Below are 14,613 nucleotides of genomic sequence, written 5' to 3'. Positions count from 1 at the left end.
CTGGGGATGGCCAGGCTGCAGCGGCACGTCTTCGGGCACGGGGTTCCTTCGGCTGGGGATTTCCCCTTCATTATCCGGCCGCGGCATGCCAAGGGCACGTGACCACAATGAACAAAACAATCTTTGAGAACACAAGCGTGACCGGCGTCACGTCAAGTCATAGCGTGAAACCACTCCCCCAATGATGAGAAGAGGAAACACAAATGCGTCGATTGAACGCACTGCGCGCCATTGCCGTCGCTGCAGGCCTTGTCGTCGCGGCCACGGGCTGCGGCGTCACCAGCGGCGGCGGATCCGCCGCCAGCAGCGGAAGCACCGCCGATTCCGGCCCCCTCACCGGACTGCGGATCATGGTCCCCAACACCGCAGGCGGCGGCTACGACACCACTGCCCGCACCGCAGCCAAGGTCATGAATGACACCAAGACCGCCACCAACGTGGAGGTCTTCAACCTCGCGGGCGCCGGCGGCACCGTGGGCCTGGCCCGGCTGGTCAACGAAAAGGGCAACAAGGACCTCGCCATGCTGATGGGCCTTGGCGTGGTGGGCGCCAGCTACACCAACAAGTCCGAGGCGAAGCTCACGGCCACCACTCCCCTGGCCCGCCTCATCCAGGAACCGGGCGCGATCATGGTGTCCAAGGATTCCCCGTACAAGACCATCAACGAACTCGTCGACGCGTGGAAGAAGGACCCGTCCAAGCTGGCCGTCGGCGGCGGCTCCAGCCCGGGCGGCCCGGACCACCTGCTTCCGATGCAGCTCGCCCAGGCCGTGGGCATCGACCCCAAGAAGGTCAACTTCGTGTCCTTCGACGGCGGCGGCGATCTCCTGCCCGCCATCCTCGGCAACAAGATCGGCTTTGCCGCATCCGGCGCGGGTGAGTACATCCAGCAGATCAAGACCGGCTCCGTGCGCGTCCTGGCAGTGAGCGGTGCCGAACGCCTCAATGGCATCGACGCCCCCACCCTGAAGGAATCCGGCATCGACCTCGAATTCACCAACTGGCGCGGCATCGTGGCCCCTCCGGGTGTTTCCGACGCCGACCGTGACCGCATCGTGGCCGCGCTGACCAAGATGCACGGCACCGATGAATGGAAGGCCGCCCTGAAGGACCACGGCTGGACCGATGCCTTCATCACCGGCGAGGAATTCAAGACCTTCCTGAAGGACCAGGACACCCGGGTTGCCGATGTCCTGACGAAGCTGGGGCTGGCGTGAGCCAAAAGACCGACGCCGGAACTCCGGCAAGCAAAGGCCGCTCCGAACTGGGCATCGCTGCCCTGCTCGGGGCGGCCGGCGCCGTCGTCCTCCTGGACGCGTCCCGCATCGCCGCACCGTACTCACAGTCCGATCCGGTGGGTCCGCGCACCATGCCGCTGGTCATCGGAGTCCTGCTGCTCGTTTCCGCTGCAGCCCTGGCCGTCAACGTGCTGCGCGGCGGCCGCGGCCAGGCAGAAGAAGGCGAGGACGTGGACCTGACCCACCCCGCCGACTGGAAGACGGTCCTTCCGCTGGTCGGCGCCTTCGTGCTGAACATCCTCCTGATCGACGCCGCCGGCTGGGTCATTTCCGGCACCTTGCTTTTCTGGGGCAGCGTCTGGGCCCTGGGCAGCCGCCACTACGTGCGGGACGGCCTGATCTCGCTGGGCCTGGCCCTGGCCACTTTCTACGGCTTCTACTTCGGGCTGGGCATCAAGCTGCCGGCCGGAATCCTGGCAGGAGTTCTCTGACATGGATACCCTCAACCTCCTCATCCAGGGTTTCGGCACGGCGCTGACGCCCATGAACCTGCTGTACGCCTGCATCGGCGTGCTCCTCGGCACCGCCGTGGGCGTGCTGCCGGGCATCGGCCCCGCCATGGCAGTGGCACTGCTCCTGCCGGTGACGTACAACCTCGGCCCCACCAGCGCGCTCATCATGTTCGCCGGCATCTACTACGGCGGCATGTACGGCGGTTCCACCACGTCCATCCTGCTGAACACACCCGGCGAATCCTCCACCGTGATCACTGCGATCGAAGGCCACAAGATGGCCAAGGCCGGCAGGGCCGCACAGGCCCTCGCGACGGCGGCCATCGGCTCCTTCGTGGCCGGCACCATCGGCACGGCCCTCCTGGCGGTCTGCGCACCTTTCGTGGTGAAGTTCGCAGTGAGCCTCGGCCCGTCCAGCTACCTGTCGATCATGGTCCTGGGCCTGCTGACCGTCACCGCGGTGCTGGGCTCCTCAAAGGTCCGCGGTTTCGCTTCGCTTGGCCTGGGCTTGGCGATCGGGCTCATCGGCCTGGACCCCGTGACCGGCCAGCAGCGCCTCGTGTTCGGCCTCCCGCTGCTTTCCGACGGCATCGACATCGTGGTGGTGGCAGTGGCCATCTTCGCCGTCGGCGAGGCCCTCTGGATCGCGGCCCACCTGCGCCGGAACAAAACGGAGACCATCCCGGTGGGACAGCCGTGGATGGGCAAGAAAGACTGGCAGCGCTCCTGGAAGCCATGGCTGCGCGGCACCGCCCTCGGCTTCCCGTTCGGGGCCATGCCGGCCGGCGGCGCGGAGGTCCCCACCTTCCTGTCCTACGTGACGGAAAAGAAGCTCAGCAAGCACCCGGAGGAATTCGGGCACGGCGCCATCGAAGGCGTCGCCGGACCGGAGGCCGCCAACAACGCCTCGGCGGCCGGCACCCTGACCCCGCTGCTGGCCCTGGGCCTGCCCACCAACGCGACGGCGGCCGTGATGCTGGCGGCGCTGGTGCAGTTCGGCATCCAGCCCGGTCCGCTGCTGTTCGAGAACGAGCCGGTGCTGGTCTGGGGCCTGATCGCGAGCCTGTTCATCGGCAACACCCTGTTGCTGCTGATCAACCTGCCCATGGCACCGCTCTGGGCGAAGCTGCTGCAGATCCCGCGCCCTTACCTGTACGCCGGAATTCTGTTCTTTGCCACCCTGGGCGCCTTCTCAGTCAACATGCAGGCCTTCGACCTGGTGCTGCTGCTGGTGCTCGGCGCCCTGGGCTTCGCGATGCGGCGCTACGGACTGCCGGTCCTGCCCCTGATCATCGGCCTCATCCTCGGCCCGCGCATCGAGGGCCAGCTGCGCAAATCGCTGCAGCTGAGCGCCGGCGACGTCTCCGGGCTCTTCAACGAGCCGGTGGCCATCGTGGTGTACATCCTGGTGGCCGTGCTGCTTGCCCTGCCGGTCTTCATCCGCCTGTGGCGGAGGTTCGGCCCGCAGAAGCCGGCCGCCCTGCAGCTCGAGGATCAGCTCCGGTAACTCCCGGACAGAACGACGGCGACAAAAAACGACGGCGGGCGGCACACCCAAGGTGCCGCCCGCCGTCGGGCCTTCTGCTTGCCACCCGGAACGGAGCCGTGCCGCGTCTTGCGCGAGCATGCTCTGTAGACTGGCCAACAAGGCGCAGTAATGCATGCGCAAATGATTCCATAGGGGCGGCCGACGATGACGACAATGGTAAAAGTGGCTAAGCTCGCCGGCGTATCCATCTCCACCGTCTCCCACGTTCTCAACGGCACCCGCCCGGTCAACGAGGAAACGCGGCAGCGGGTCCTGAAAGCCATCAAGGAAACGTCCTACCGCCAGGATGCCTTGGCCCGGGCCATGCGCCGCTCCAAGACAGACAGCATCGGCCTCATCATTTCCGACGGCGGCGAGCCCGCCTTCGCAGAAATGGTCCGCGGCGTCGAGCAGGCGGCAGCGCGGCAAGGCGTCACCCTGCTCCTGGCGAATTCGGCCGAGGATCCGCAGCGGGAATCGAGGGCGGTGCGGACGCTCCTGGAACGCCGCGTCGACGGCCTGATCCTCGCGCGTGCGGCCGGCTCCGACCCGGAAGAGCTGGCTGTATTCACCCAGGCGGAGACGCCGCTTGTCCTGATGGACCGTTTGTCGGACCTCCCCTTTGACCAGGTGGGCATCGAAAACCAGGGGCCCACCACCGAACTGGTGAAGTACTTCGCTTCCCAAGGCCACCGCCGCTTGATGCTGGTCGTCGGAGACACGAGGGTGTCCACCCTCCAGGAGCGGCACGCGGCCTTCATGCAAGCCCTCCCTGAGGCCGGGCTCTCGCCCGAAGAGCAAGTGGCCATAGCCGCGACGGACACGGGCGCCCTGGAGGCCGAAATCGGGGCAGCACTCGACGGCGGCGCGCCGCCCACCGCGGTCATCGCCTGCAGCACGGTGCTGGCCGCCAGCGCCCTGCGCGCCATCCAGCGCCGGGGCCTTGCGATGCCGGACGACATCGCGTTCGCCACCTTTGACGGCTTCGCCTACTCCGACCTGTTCGAACCGCGCCTGACGACCGTCCGCCAGCCGGCGTTCGACGTCGGCGTGACCGCCGCGGAACTACTCGCCAAGCGACTCGCAGACAAAGAAACGGAACCCTCCACCATCAGGCTCATGCCTGTCATCGAATACCGGGAGTCCAGCGGGCCGCTGCCCGCCTCCTAATCCGGCCGCGCGCCGTCGTGCTCTTCGCCTAAGAAATTCCTTGTGAGCCATTGCACATCGAAACGTTTGCGCCTACCATCGAAACGTTCGCGCAATCGTTTCGCCAAAGGAGTCGCAGTGGCAACCATCGTTGATGTCGCATCACTCGCGGGAGTATCGACGTCCACTGTCTCCCACGTCCTGAACGAAACCCGCCATGTGGAACCGGAAACCCGGGCACGGGTCCTCTCTGCCATGAAAAGCGTCGGCTACCGCCGCGATGCCCTGGCCAGGTCCCTGCGCCGTGCCCGCACTGATTCGATCGGCCTGGTGGTTTCCGACGCCGGAGAGCCGGCCTTCGCGGACATGGTGCACGGCGTCGAGGAGGCCGCCGCGCAGCGCGGGCTCTCCTTGCTGCTTGCGAACTCGGCGGAAGACCCCGACCGGGAACGCATAGCTGTGGAAGCCCTGCTTGACCGCAGGGTCGATGGCCTGATCCTCGCCAGGGCCGCCGGCTCCGGTGCCGGCCTGCTGGCGAGAATCCGCCAAGAGAAGAAACCCCTTGTCCTCCTTGACCGGATGGGGGACCTGGAAGTTGACCAAGTGGGTGTGGACAACGAATGGGCGATGACCGCGCTGGTGGATCACCTGACCGGCAAAGGCCATGAACGCATCCTGCTCGTCGCGGGGGACCTCAGGGTTTCCTCGCTCAAGGAACGCTACGACGGTTTCCTCGCCGCCATGGAAGCACGCGGCCTCGCCACTCCCACCAGCACGGTCTGCGAGGGAACATCGACCACCGAAGGGACCTTCGAGAAAGTAGGCGAACTCCTCCGTACGGCACTGCAACGGCCCAGTGCCGTCCTGGCCTCAAGCACACTCCTGGGCGCAGGGGCACTGAGGGCAATCCAACAGGCCGGCTTCAAGATCCCCGAAACGATGGCGTTTGCCACATTTGACGGTTTTGCATACTCGGACCTGTTCACTCCCCAGATCACCACGGTCCGGCAGCCGGCCTTCCAGCTCGGCGAAGAAGCCGTCGGCCTGCTGATGGGACGCATCGAGAATCCTTCGGGCCCCACACGGGTTCTCCGGCTGGAATCCTCCATCGAGTTCCGGCGGTCGACCGAGTAGCACCCCAATCTCCCCCAACACTCCACCGAACGCATCATGCAAAGGAGCAACACATGAAAAAGTCCCTAAGCGTTGCCGTGGCAACCATGGCGGCATCTGCCCTTCTCGCACTAACCGCCTGCGGGGGTCCGCAGGCCGCAAACGCCCCGGCCGCAGACGGCCCCTACAAGGCGCCGGCCAAGGACATCACCGCAACCATCTCCGTTTCCAACTGGGGCGATCCCGGCGACAAAGCCATCTACGACAGCGTTGCGGCACGTTTCAAGGAGAAGTACCCCAACGTCACTGTGAACAATAACTTCACACCGATCACCACCTGGACGGAGTACGTCAACAAGCTGGTGACGCAGGCTGCCGCCGGTCAGGCACCGGACGTCATCAACATCGCCACCGAGGGCGTGCAACTCGGACTGGACAACGAACTCTTTGCTTCCCTGGATGGCTTCCTGGAGAACGATCCGGAAGCGAAGACCCTGCAGGACAACATCGACCCGAAGCTGCTCGACGGATTCCGGAAGGACGGCTCAACCTACCTGATGCCAAACACCTTTAACACGATGGTGATCTACTACAACACCAAGATGTTCAAGGAAGCTGGCATCGCGCGTCCCAGCGATGACTGGACCTGGGACGACTTCCTGGAGATCGCCAAGAAGCTCACCAAGGGCTCCGGTGCCGACAAGGTTTACGGCTTTGCCCTCCCCTACTATTCCTTCGGGATCACTCCGTGGCTGTACTCCAACGGAACGTCCATGATGAGCGATGACCTGAAGACCTCACAACTGACCGACCCCAAGTTCCAGGAAACCATCGCCTGGGTCCGCGACCTGGTCACCAAACACGGCGTTTCACCGCAGCCCAAGGGCTCGGACCCATACCAGCTCTTCCCCGCAGGAAAGGCAGCGATGACCGGCGCCGGACACTTCGTCACTGGCGGCTTCGCGAAGGCTGGATTCTCGGACTACGACATCCTGCCATGGCCGAAGAAGTCCACCAAGGCAACGGTCTTCGGCGCCGGAGCCTTCGCGATCTCCAAGACCTCCAAGAACCCGGAACTGTCCTGTGAATTCATCAAGATGCTGACGGACCAGCAGACGCAGAAGAAGTGGGCCGACGCCGGCTCGGCAGTACCGTCCACGAAGACGGCGGCTTCCTCCAAGGAATTCCTGGCCAGCCCGGAACACGCCAGCGAGTTCTACAACTCGCTGTCCTACGCCAAACCGGTTGCGGCGCCCGGCGCCTACAACGTCCTTGATCCGGCCTTCATGCGGGCGATGGACGAGATCATGTCCGGCCAGGACGTTGCGGCGTCCTTGAAAAAGGCGAACCAGGACGTCGAGGCGGCCCTGAAGTGACAACCACCGCTCATAAGCACTCGTCGGCCGTGCTCCCCTCGGGAGGCGCGGGCCGGCCCCCGGGTCCCGGGTTCGCGGAACGGCTCAGCACAGTGAAACGCAAGGACGCCCTGACTGGCTACGCCTTTACTGCTCCGACCATCCTCGGGTTTCTGGTGTTCGTCCTTGGCCCCCTGCTGGCCGCCATCTGCCTCAGCCTCACCAAGTACAACATCCTCACGGCACCCAAGTTCGTGGGCCTGGACAACTACATCCGCATGTTCCGGGATGAGCGCCTGGCCACCACCTACGGGAACACCGTTCTCTACGTCGCGGCCGCAGTGGTGCTGATCAACGGATTCGCCCTGGTATTTGCCGTCCTGATCAACCAGCGCCTCCCCAAGGCACTCACCTACATCTTCCGCTCCGCTTACTTCTTTCCCTACCTGGTTGCCTTGGTGTACGTCTCCATCATCTGGCAGGCCCTCTTCCAGAAGGACACAGGCATCCTGAACTACTACCTGGCAGGACTGGGCGGGGAGAAAATCGACTGGCTCAACAGCCCGGAGTTCTCCAAGGTCTCGGTGATCATCGTCGACACCTGGCGGAATGTCGGTTTCTCGATGCTGATATTCGTCGCGGCCCTCCAAGAAGTCCCGAAGGACATGGTCGAAGCGGCCCGGATGGACGGAGCCAACGAGTGGCAGATCTTCCGCCGCATCATCATCCCGATGATCAGCCAGGCCACGTTCTTCAACATCACCATCACCATCATCGGCGCCTTCCAGATCTACGAATCCATCATTGTCCTGACCCGCGGCGGGCCCGGCGACGCCAGCCGCAGTGTTGTCATGTACATCGCAGAAGTCGCCTTCAACAAGTTCGACATGGGCTACGCCTCAGCCATCGCAGTAACCCTGTTCCTCATCATCATGCTGGTGACGATGGCGCAGTTCCGTCTCAGGAAGTCGTGGGTGAACAATGAGTAAGCTCAACGTTTCCGGCGCACCGGGCCGCCGGACGGACATCGCAAGCCGGGCGGACAACAAAAGGCCGCACCGCCGTCGGGGCCTGGGGAAGGCGGTCTCGGTCGCCCTGCTGGTGATCGGAGCCGTCGGAATGATCGCCCCGTTCCTGTGGATGTTCACAACCTCGCTCCGCGACGCCGGCCACGCATACGACCTGCCGCCGCAATGGCTTCCCACGGAGTGGCAGTGGTTCAACTACGCTGACGCCGTCACCGGCCCCGTGCCCATCCTGAAGAACATGCTCAACAGCGCCGTGATCGCCATCGCGGTCAGCATCGGGATGATCATCACGGCCCCCATGGCGGGGTATGCCTTCGCCAAGCTCGAGTTCCCTGGGAAGAATCCGATCTTCGTGGGCCTGCTGTCCTCCCTCATGGTCCCGGCGCAGGTGACGATCATCCCCTTGTTCCTGCTGATGCGCACCTTCGGCCTGCTGGACAACCCCCTGAGCCTGATCCTCCCCGGCATAACCGGCGCGCTGGGCGTCTTCCTGCTGCGCCAGTTCTTCCTGGGGCTGCCGCAGGAAATCATCGACGCCGCCCGCATGGACGGTGCCAGCGCCTGGCAAACGTACCGCCTGATTGCCCTGCCACTGGCTAAGAACGCGGTCAGCACCCTGGGAGTCATCACCTTCCTTGGCAGCTGGAACGCCTATTTTGCGCCGTCGATCTTCCTCAACAGCACCGAAACCGCCACCCTCCCGCTCGGACTGGTCCTCATGCTCGGCCCCTACGGAGCCGGCAACGTAGCCCAAGTCATGGCGGCAACCACCATCGCCATCGCCCCGGCCCTCATCGTCTTCCTCGTGGCCCAGCGGTGGATCATCGCAAGCCTCACCCAGTCCGCCGTCAAGGGCTGAACACTTCCGAAAGGACAAGCACCATCATGTCTTCAAACACCCGCTCCGGCCTGCTCTCCAGCCTCACCAAACTTTCCACTGCACGCACCGCACGGGCATCCAGCTGGGACCAGACCGGCCGCAACCGCGACAACTGGATCATCATGCCCGGCGAGGAACGCGTCCTCGCGGACCTCGAGGGCCCCGGCGCCATCACCCACATATGGATGACCCAGTCCTGCCGCATCCAGCCCGGCCCGGGCCAGATCTCCCCCGAACTGGTGGGCGTGCCGATGCTGGAGATCCACAACGCGCTGGGCGTCAGCTGGGAAGTCGTGGACCCGGACTACTACCGCAAGATCGTCCTGAAGGTTTACTGGGACGACCAGGAAACGCCGAGTGTCATCGCGCCCCTGGGTGACTTCTTCGGACTGCTCAACTCGCTCTCGGGCTCCTACGATTCCCTGCCGCTCTCCGTCTCCGCCAAGGAAGGGGAACTGAACACCTTCGGCGGCAGTGCGGCCTTCAACAGTTATTTCGAAATGCCGTTCAACTCCCGCGCCCGGATCGTGGTCGAAAACCAGAACGACATCCCCTACCTGCAGTACTTCTACATCGACTACGAGCTCTACACCGAGCCGCTTCCGGAAGACACCGCCTACTTCCACGCCCACTGGCGCCGGCAGAAGCCCAACGCCGGCTGGGGCCCGGACCTGCAGACCAACAGCATCGAGGTCACCATCCCAAACCTCACCGGGGAGGACAACTACGTGGTGCTGGAAACGGAAGGGCACGGCCACTACGTGGGCTGCAACCTCGCCGTGCGGCACTTCCAGGGCTCCTGGTGGGGCGAAGGCGACGACATGATCTTCATCGACGACGACACCTGGCCGCCGAGCCTGCACGGCACCGGAATGGAGGACTACTTCGGCCACGCCTGGGGCATGCAGCACAACGCGTTCATGATGAACGGCACCATGGTCCACGAAGAAAACGTCCCCGGCTTCCACCACAGCTACCGCTTCCACATGACCGATCCCATCCGCTTCCAGAAGCGCATCAAGGTCACTTTCGAGCACGGCCACGCCAACCACCTCTCGGATGACTGGTCCTCCACCGCCTACTGGTACCAGACCCTGCCGTCCCCCGCCCTGGATATCGCCCCGGTGGAAGACCGGCTCCCGCTGCGGCCCCGCGAGCAGGTGGAGGAGCTGCCCCTCCCGGTGCTGACCCCCGCCCAGCAGGCAGCACGGGATGCGGCGGCCGAGCGCATGAAGAAGTTCACGGAGGTCCGCGATGCGGTGCGTGCCGAACGCCGCGCGGAAATCGACCAATGGGAGCAGGGCAACGTCAGCCAGGCCCGCGACGTCCGCGAGCGCTACCTCGCCTCCCAGAGCGTCCCGGCGACCTAATCCACTTCCCCGCAACAGACGAACGGATCAGCATGACTTCCCCCACTCCCCGCCCTGCCTTCCACTTCACGGCAAACAGCGGCTGGATCAACGACCCCCTCGGCCTCACCTGGAAGGACGGCACGTACCACCTCTTCTACCAGTACGTCCCCGGCCGGACCAGCTGGGCCTCCAACTGCCACTGGGGCCACGCCACCTCCCCCGACATGATTGCCTGGACAGAGCAGGGCGTCGCCGTAGCCCCCGGCAACGGCGACGACGGCGTCTGGTCCGGCTCGATCGTCACCGATTCCGGGGGCAAGGCCACCATGTTCTACACCTCAGTGACCGAGCCGGGCATCGGCATCGGCACGGTCCGTACCGCAAGCCCCGACGACGACAGCTGGGACAGCTGGACCAAGGGCGGCAAGCTCATGACCGCCCCCGGTGCGGACGTTATCGCCTACCGGGACCCCTTCGTCTTCCGCGACGGCGGACAGTGGCGGATGTTTGTCGGGGCAGGGCTCGACGGCGGAACCGCCGCCGCGATCTCCTACAGTTCCGCGGATCTCGCCGAATGGACGCTGGACGGCATCGCGGCCCGTCGGCCCGGCAGCGAAAAGGACCCTGTCTGGACCGGAACGATGTGGGAATGCCCGCAGTTGTTCGAGATCGACGGGTCCCACGTCCTGGTCACCTCGATCTGGGAAGACGACGTGCTGCACTACGTGGCCTACGGCGTGGGCGGCTACACCGACGGGAAGTTCGAGGCCCGGGCCTGGGGCCGGCTCAGTTACGGCAAGAGCTACTACGCGCCGTCCTTCTTCCGCGACAAGGACGGGGCGCCGTCGTTGATTTTCTGGGTGCGCGGCGTGATCAGCCCCGCAGATGAGACGGGCAGCGGTCAGTGGGCCAGCGCCCTCAGCGTCCCGCACACGCTTTCCCTCGACGGCGACACCCTGGTGGCCGTCCCGCACACGGACCTCGGCAAGTACTCGACGCCGGCCCGGCTTGAGCAAACGGGAGACGCAGTCTTCGAAACCGTCCTGGCAGAGGGCGCAGACCTGCGCTGCACGGCCGTCTCCGGCACGGTCATCAGCCTGGAAGCGCTCGAAGGAACATTGCTCAGGATCAGCCACGACGGGAATGAAACCCGGGTCACGGCTCCCGGGAATACCGACTTCACCGGCGTCGCCTTCCCCCTCGCGGAAGGCGACGAGCTGCGCCTCATCGTGGACGCCGGCGTCGTGGAACTCTCCTGCCCGGAAGGCATCATGGCCGTTCCGTTGCCCATCTTGGACGCCCCTGTGACGCTGGCAGTGCGCGGTTCTGCGGCCGAACCGCGGCTAATGACCATCTGCGGCCGGGCGTCGGGAGGGGAAATGCCGCTTCTGGCGCGCACTTCCCTGCCAGACCTGCTGGGCACCACAGTCAGCCCAAGCAGAACATGAAAAACGACGGCGGGCGGCACCCCCAAGGTGCCGCCCGCCGTCGGGCTTAAGGGGCTGTTGAGCCTGTCACCCGAAGCGGCCGGAGACGTAGTCTTCCGTGGCCTTCCGGGCGGGGTTGTTGAAGATCGTGGTGGTGTCCGCGAACTCGATCAGCTTGCCGGGCTTGCCGGTGCCGGCGATGTTGAAGAACGCCGTCTTGTCCGAAACACGGGCGGCCTGCTGCATGTTGTGGGTCACGATCACCACGGTGTACTGGTCCTTGAGCTCGTTGATGAGGTCCTCGACGGCCAGGGTGGAGATGGGGTCCAGGGCGGAGCAGGGCTCGTCCATGAGGATGACCTGGGGCTCCACCGCGATGGCGCGGGCGATGCAGAGACGCTGCTGCTGGCCGCCGGACAGGCCCGAACCGGGCTTCTCCAAGCGGTCCTTGACCTCGTTCCAGAGGTTGGCGCCAAGCAGCGACTTCTCCACCAGGGCATCAGCCTCGCCCTTGGAGATCTTCTTGCTGTTCAGCTTCACGCCGGCCAGTACGTTGTCGCGGATGGACATCGTGGGGAAGGGATTGGGCCGCTGGAAGACCATGCCCACCTGCGTGCGCACGGTCACCGGGTCCACGCCGGGGCCGTAGAGGTTGTCGCCATCGAGCAGTACCTCGCCCTCCACGCGGGCGCCCGGAAGGACCTCGTGCATGCGGTTCAGGGTGCGCAGGAAGGTGGACTTGCCGCAGCCGGACGGGCCGATGAAGGCGGTGACCGACTTCGCCTCGATGTTGATGTTGACGCCTTCGACGGCCAGGAAGTTGCCGTAGTAGACGTTCAGGTCCTTGACGTCGATCCGCTTAGACATGGTGTTCCTTCAATGCTGTGGTGGGAAGAATGTGGTGCGGCCAGGCAGTCATCGGCCGGCCTTGGGGGCGAAGATCCGTGCGATCAGCCGGGCTGCGAGGTTCAGCAGCATCACCAGGATGATCAGCACCAAGGCCGCGCCCCAGGCCCGCTGGTCCGAGGGACCGGGGTTGGAGGGCGAGGTCGGGTTGAGGATCTGCGTGTAGATGAACGTGGGCAGCGAGGCCATCCAGCCGCCGAAGACGTTGTTGTTGATGGTGGTGGCGAAACCTGCGGTGACCAGGATCGGCGCGGTTTCCCCGATCACGCGGGCGATCGCAAGGGTGACGCCGGACGCGATGCCGGAGATCGCCGTCGGGATGACCACCTTCAGGATGGTCCGCCACTTCCGCACGCCCAGCGCGTAGGACGCCTCGCGCAGTTCGTTCGGGACGATCTTGAGCATCTCCTCGCTGGAGCGGACCACCACCGGGATCATCAGCACCGAAAGCGCGACGGCGGCGACGGCACCTGTCTTGGTGCCCGGCCCGACGACGGCGAAGAAGAACGCGGCGGCGAAAAGGCCCGCAACGATCGAGGGGATGCCGGTCATGACGTCCACGAAGAAAGTGATGGCACGGGCCAGGGGACGGTCGTTGCCGTATTCCACCAGGTAGATCGCGGTGAGCAGGCCAACCGGCACCGAAATGACCGTGGCCAGCAAAGTGATCTCCACGGTGCCGATCAGGGCGTGGTACACGCCGCCGAGCACCTTGGTGCCCTCGTCGACGCTCTTGTTGTCGAAAGTGCCGGTGACGCCGTTCATGGAGGTCCCCAGGAAGCCCGGGGTGATGATGCCGGGGATGCCGTTGACCAGCACGGTCCAGATCACCGAAACCAGCGGGAGCAGGGCAACCAGGAACGCGCCGACCACCAGGCAGGTTGCCAGCTTGTCCTTGGCTTTGCGGGCGCCTTCAACCACGCCGCTCCAGGACACGAGGCCCACGGTGAACAGGATCGCGGAAACCACGCCCCAGCTGAAGACGTTGAAGCCGATCAGGGCAAGGATGGCGGCGCCAAGCACCAGGGCGGCGGCGAGGACCACATAGGGTGCGTACGCGGGCAGCTGGCCTTTGGTAAGGGCGGAGCGTTTCCGGGTTACGGGGGCTGTGAGGGTCATTTAGTTCGCTCCCGAGAATTCTTTGTGCTTGGTGATGATCCAGCGCGCCACCATGTTCACGCCCAGGGTGATAACGAACAGCACCAGGCCTGCAGCGATGAGGGTATTGACCTTCAGGCCGCTGGCTTCGGGGAAGTTGAGGGCGATTTCAGCGGCGATGGTCTGGTTGCCGCTCTGGATCAGGCTGGCGGTCAGCACACCGGAGGAGAGCACCAGGGCCACGGCCATGGTTTCGCCGAGGGCGCGGCCCAGGCCCAGCATGACGGCGCTGATGATGCCGGGGCGCCCGAACGGCAGCACGGCCATCTTGATCATTTCCCAGCGGGTCGCTCCGAGGGCGAGCGCGGCTTCCTCGTGCAGCTTGGGGGTCTGCAGGAAGATTTCGCGGCTCAGGGAGGTGATGATCGGCAGCACCATGACGGACAGGACGATGCCGGCGGTCAGGATGGTCTTGCCGGTGGCGGACGCCGGTCCTTGGAAGATCGGCAGCCAGCCCAGGTTGTCGGCCAGCCAGTCGTAGGCCGGAGCAATTTCCCTGGCCAGGAAGGCCGCACCCCAGGCGCCGTAGACAACCGAGGGGATGGCGGCAAGGAGGTCCACCACGTAGCCCAGGCCCGAGGCGAGGCGGCGCGGGGCGTAGTGCGAGATGAACAGCGCCACGCCGATCGCCACAGGGGTGGCGATCACGAGGGCGATCAGGGCCGCGATCAGCGTGCCCAGGACGATCGGCCAGATGTAGGCGGCGAAGCCCTGGCCGCCCTGGATGTCGGCTGCCGGGGCCACGAAAGCCGGGATGGCCTGGACAACCAGGAAGAGTGCGACGCCGAACAGGACGGCGAGGATGAGGCATCCCGCGGTCATGGCGGCCCCGGAGAAGACCTTGTCCCCGGCGCGCCCGGCGCCCTGGGGAGTGGTCAGGGAGTTGGTGGTCACGTCTACCTTCAGCAATCAGTGCGGAAATGGCCAAGTTCCCCGCCCCGCCGGGATGGTGTGCCATCTTCGGCGG

General features: G+C 65.2%; 13 protein-coding genes. 10 read left to right on the top strand and 3 right to left on the bottom strand.

The genetic code is table 11. The annotated features are described in order from the left end of the window. Window positions 1-203 precede the first annotated feature (203 nt). The 10 genes from ACNQPB_RS06180 to ACNQPB_RS06135 all read left to right on the top strand — a co-directional run bounded on the left by ACNQPB_RS06180 (window position 204) and on the right by ACNQPB_RS06135 (window position 11,603). A complete protein-coding gene (locus ACNQPB_RS06180) occupies window positions 204-1,217 on the top strand; it encodes a Bug family tripartite tricarboxylate transporter substrate binding protein (RefSeq protein WP_498750032.1) in 1,014 nt (337 codons plus the stop codon). Next, entirely contained in the window at window positions 1,214-1,729 is a 516-nt protein-coding gene (locus ACNQPB_RS06175) for a tripartite tricarboxylate transporter TctB family protein (RefSeq protein WP_498750030.1), read from the top strand. The genes ACNQPB_RS06180 and ACNQPB_RS06175 overlap by 4 nt, the downstream gene beginning before the upstream one ends. A gap of 1 nt (window position 1,730) precedes the next feature. Further along, window positions 1,731-3,257: a tripartite tricarboxylate transporter permease gene (locus ACNQPB_RS06170; protein ID WP_498750028.1), complete on the top strand. Its 1,527-nt coding sequence runs from the start codon at window positions 1,731-1,733 to the stop codon at window positions 3,255-3,257. 195 nt (window positions 3,258-3,452) lie between these two features. Next, complete coding sequence (locus ACNQPB_RS06165; RefSeq protein WP_498750707.1) at window positions 3,453-4,448, top strand: LacI family DNA-binding transcriptional regulator; 996 nt, start codon at window positions 3,453-3,455, stop codon at window positions 4,446-4,448. Window positions 4,449-4,565: 117 nt separating this feature from the next. Further along, window positions 4,566-5,561 (top strand): LacI family DNA-binding transcriptional regulator, encoded by a 996-nt coding sequence (locus ACNQPB_RS06160; protein WP_498750026.1) that lies wholly within the window; start codon window positions 4,566-4,568, stop codon window positions 5,559-5,561. Between the two features lie 53 nt (window positions 5,562-5,614). Then, window positions 5,615-6,916, top strand: a complete 1,302-nt coding sequence (locus ACNQPB_RS06155) for an ABC transporter substrate-binding protein (RefSeq protein ID WP_498750024.1) — start codon at window positions 5,615-5,617, stop codon at window positions 6,914-6,916. Further along, window positions 6,913-7,884, top strand: a complete 972-nt coding sequence (locus tag ACNQPB_RS06150) for a carbohydrate ABC transporter permease (RefSeq protein ID WP_498750022.1) — start codon at window positions 6,913-6,915, stop codon at window positions 7,882-7,884. Before ACNQPB_RS06155 ends, ACNQPB_RS06150 begins: the two co-directional genes overlap by 4 nt. After that, on the top strand, window positions 7,877-8,782 hold the full coding sequence (locus ACNQPB_RS06145) for a carbohydrate ABC transporter permease (protein WP_498750020.1): 906 nt from the start codon (window positions 7,877-7,879) through the stop codon (window positions 8,780-8,782). The genes ACNQPB_RS06150 and ACNQPB_RS06145 overlap by 8 nt, the downstream gene beginning before the upstream one ends. Before the next feature lie 26 nt (window positions 8,783-8,808). Next, window positions 8,809-10,173: a glycoside hydrolase family 172 protein gene (locus ACNQPB_RS06140; RefSeq protein WP_498750018.1), complete on the top strand. Its 1,365-nt coding sequence runs from the start codon at window positions 8,809-8,811 to the stop codon at window positions 10,171-10,173. Window positions 10,174-10,205: 32 nt separating this feature from the next. Further along, window positions 10,206-11,603, top strand: coding sequence for a glycoside hydrolase family 32 protein (locus tag ACNQPB_RS06135; RefSeq protein WP_498750016.1), 1,398 nt, complete (start codon window positions 10,206-10,208; stop codon window positions 11,601-11,603). A gap of 66 nt (window positions 11,604-11,669) precedes the next feature. Here ACNQPB_RS06135 and pstB read toward each other — a convergent pair whose 3' ends face one another. The 3 genes from pstB to pstC are packed head-to-tail and all read right to left on the bottom strand — an operon-like array spanning window position 11,670 to window position 14,540. Continuing rightward, on the bottom strand, window positions 11,670-12,449 hold the full coding sequence (pstB, locus tag ACNQPB_RS06130; protein ID WP_498750014.1) for a phosphate ABC transporter ATP-binding protein PstB: 780 nt from the start codon (window positions 12,447-12,449) through the stop codon (window positions 11,670-11,672). A 48-nt stretch (window positions 12,450-12,497) separates the two neighbouring features. Beyond that, the gene (gene pstA, locus ACNQPB_RS06125; protein ID WP_498750012.1) at window positions 12,498-13,607 is read right to left on the bottom strand and encodes a phosphate ABC transporter permease PstA; all 1,110 of its coding nucleotides are present in this window, start codon (window positions 13,605-13,607) and stop codon (window positions 12,498-12,500) included. Continuing rightward, on the bottom strand, window positions 13,608-14,540 hold the full coding sequence (gene pstC / locus ACNQPB_RS06120) for a phosphate ABC transporter permease subunit PstC (RefSeq protein ID WP_498750011.1): 933 nt from the start codon (window positions 14,538-14,540) through the stop codon (window positions 13,608-13,610). Window positions 14,541-14,613 lie beyond the last annotated feature (73 nt).

Source organism: Curtobacterium sp. LFS079 (assembly GCF_047977865.1).
Taxonomy (GTDB): domain Bacteria; phylum Actinomycetota; class Actinomycetes; order Actinomycetales; family Micrococcaceae; genus Arthrobacter.
The sequence above is the reverse complement of the archived record's forward strand: the minus strand, read 5'-3'. Positions and strand labels throughout refer to the sequence as shown.

Coding starts and splice junctions, on each gene's coding strand:
- pstB (WP_498750014.1), bottom strand. CDS start 12,449: ATGTCTAAGCGGATCGACGTCAAGGACCTGAACGTCTACTACGGCAAC.
- ACNQPB_RS06170 (WP_498750028.1), top strand. CDS start 1,731: ATGGATACCCTCAACCTCCTCATCCAGGGTTTCGGCACGGCGCTGACG.
- ACNQPB_RS06145 (WP_498750020.1), top strand. CDS start 7,877: ATGAGTAAGCTCAACGTTTCCGGCGCACCGGGCCGCCGGACGGACATC.
- ACNQPB_RS06155 (WP_498750024.1), top strand. CDS start 5,615: ATGAAAAAGTCCCTAAGCGTTGCCGTGGCAACCATGGCGGCATCTGCC.
- ACNQPB_RS06135 (WP_498750016.1), top strand. CDS start 10,206: ATGACTTCCCCCACTCCCCGCCCTGCCTTCCACTTCACGGCAAACAGC.
- ACNQPB_RS06140 (WP_498750018.1), top strand. CDS start 8,809: ATGTCTTCAAACACCCGCTCCGGCCTGCTCTCCAGCCTCACCAAACTT.
- pstA (WP_498750012.1), bottom strand. CDS start 13,607: ATGACCCTCACAGCCCCCGTAACCCGGAAACGCTCCGCCCTTACCAAA.
- ACNQPB_RS06165 (WP_498750707.1), top strand. CDS start 3,453: ATGGTAAAAGTGGCTAAGCTCGCCGGCGTATCCATCTCCACCGTCTCC.
- ACNQPB_RS06180 (WP_498750032.1), top strand. CDS start 204: ATGCGTCGATTGAACGCACTGCGCGCCATTGCCGTCGCTGCAGGCCTT.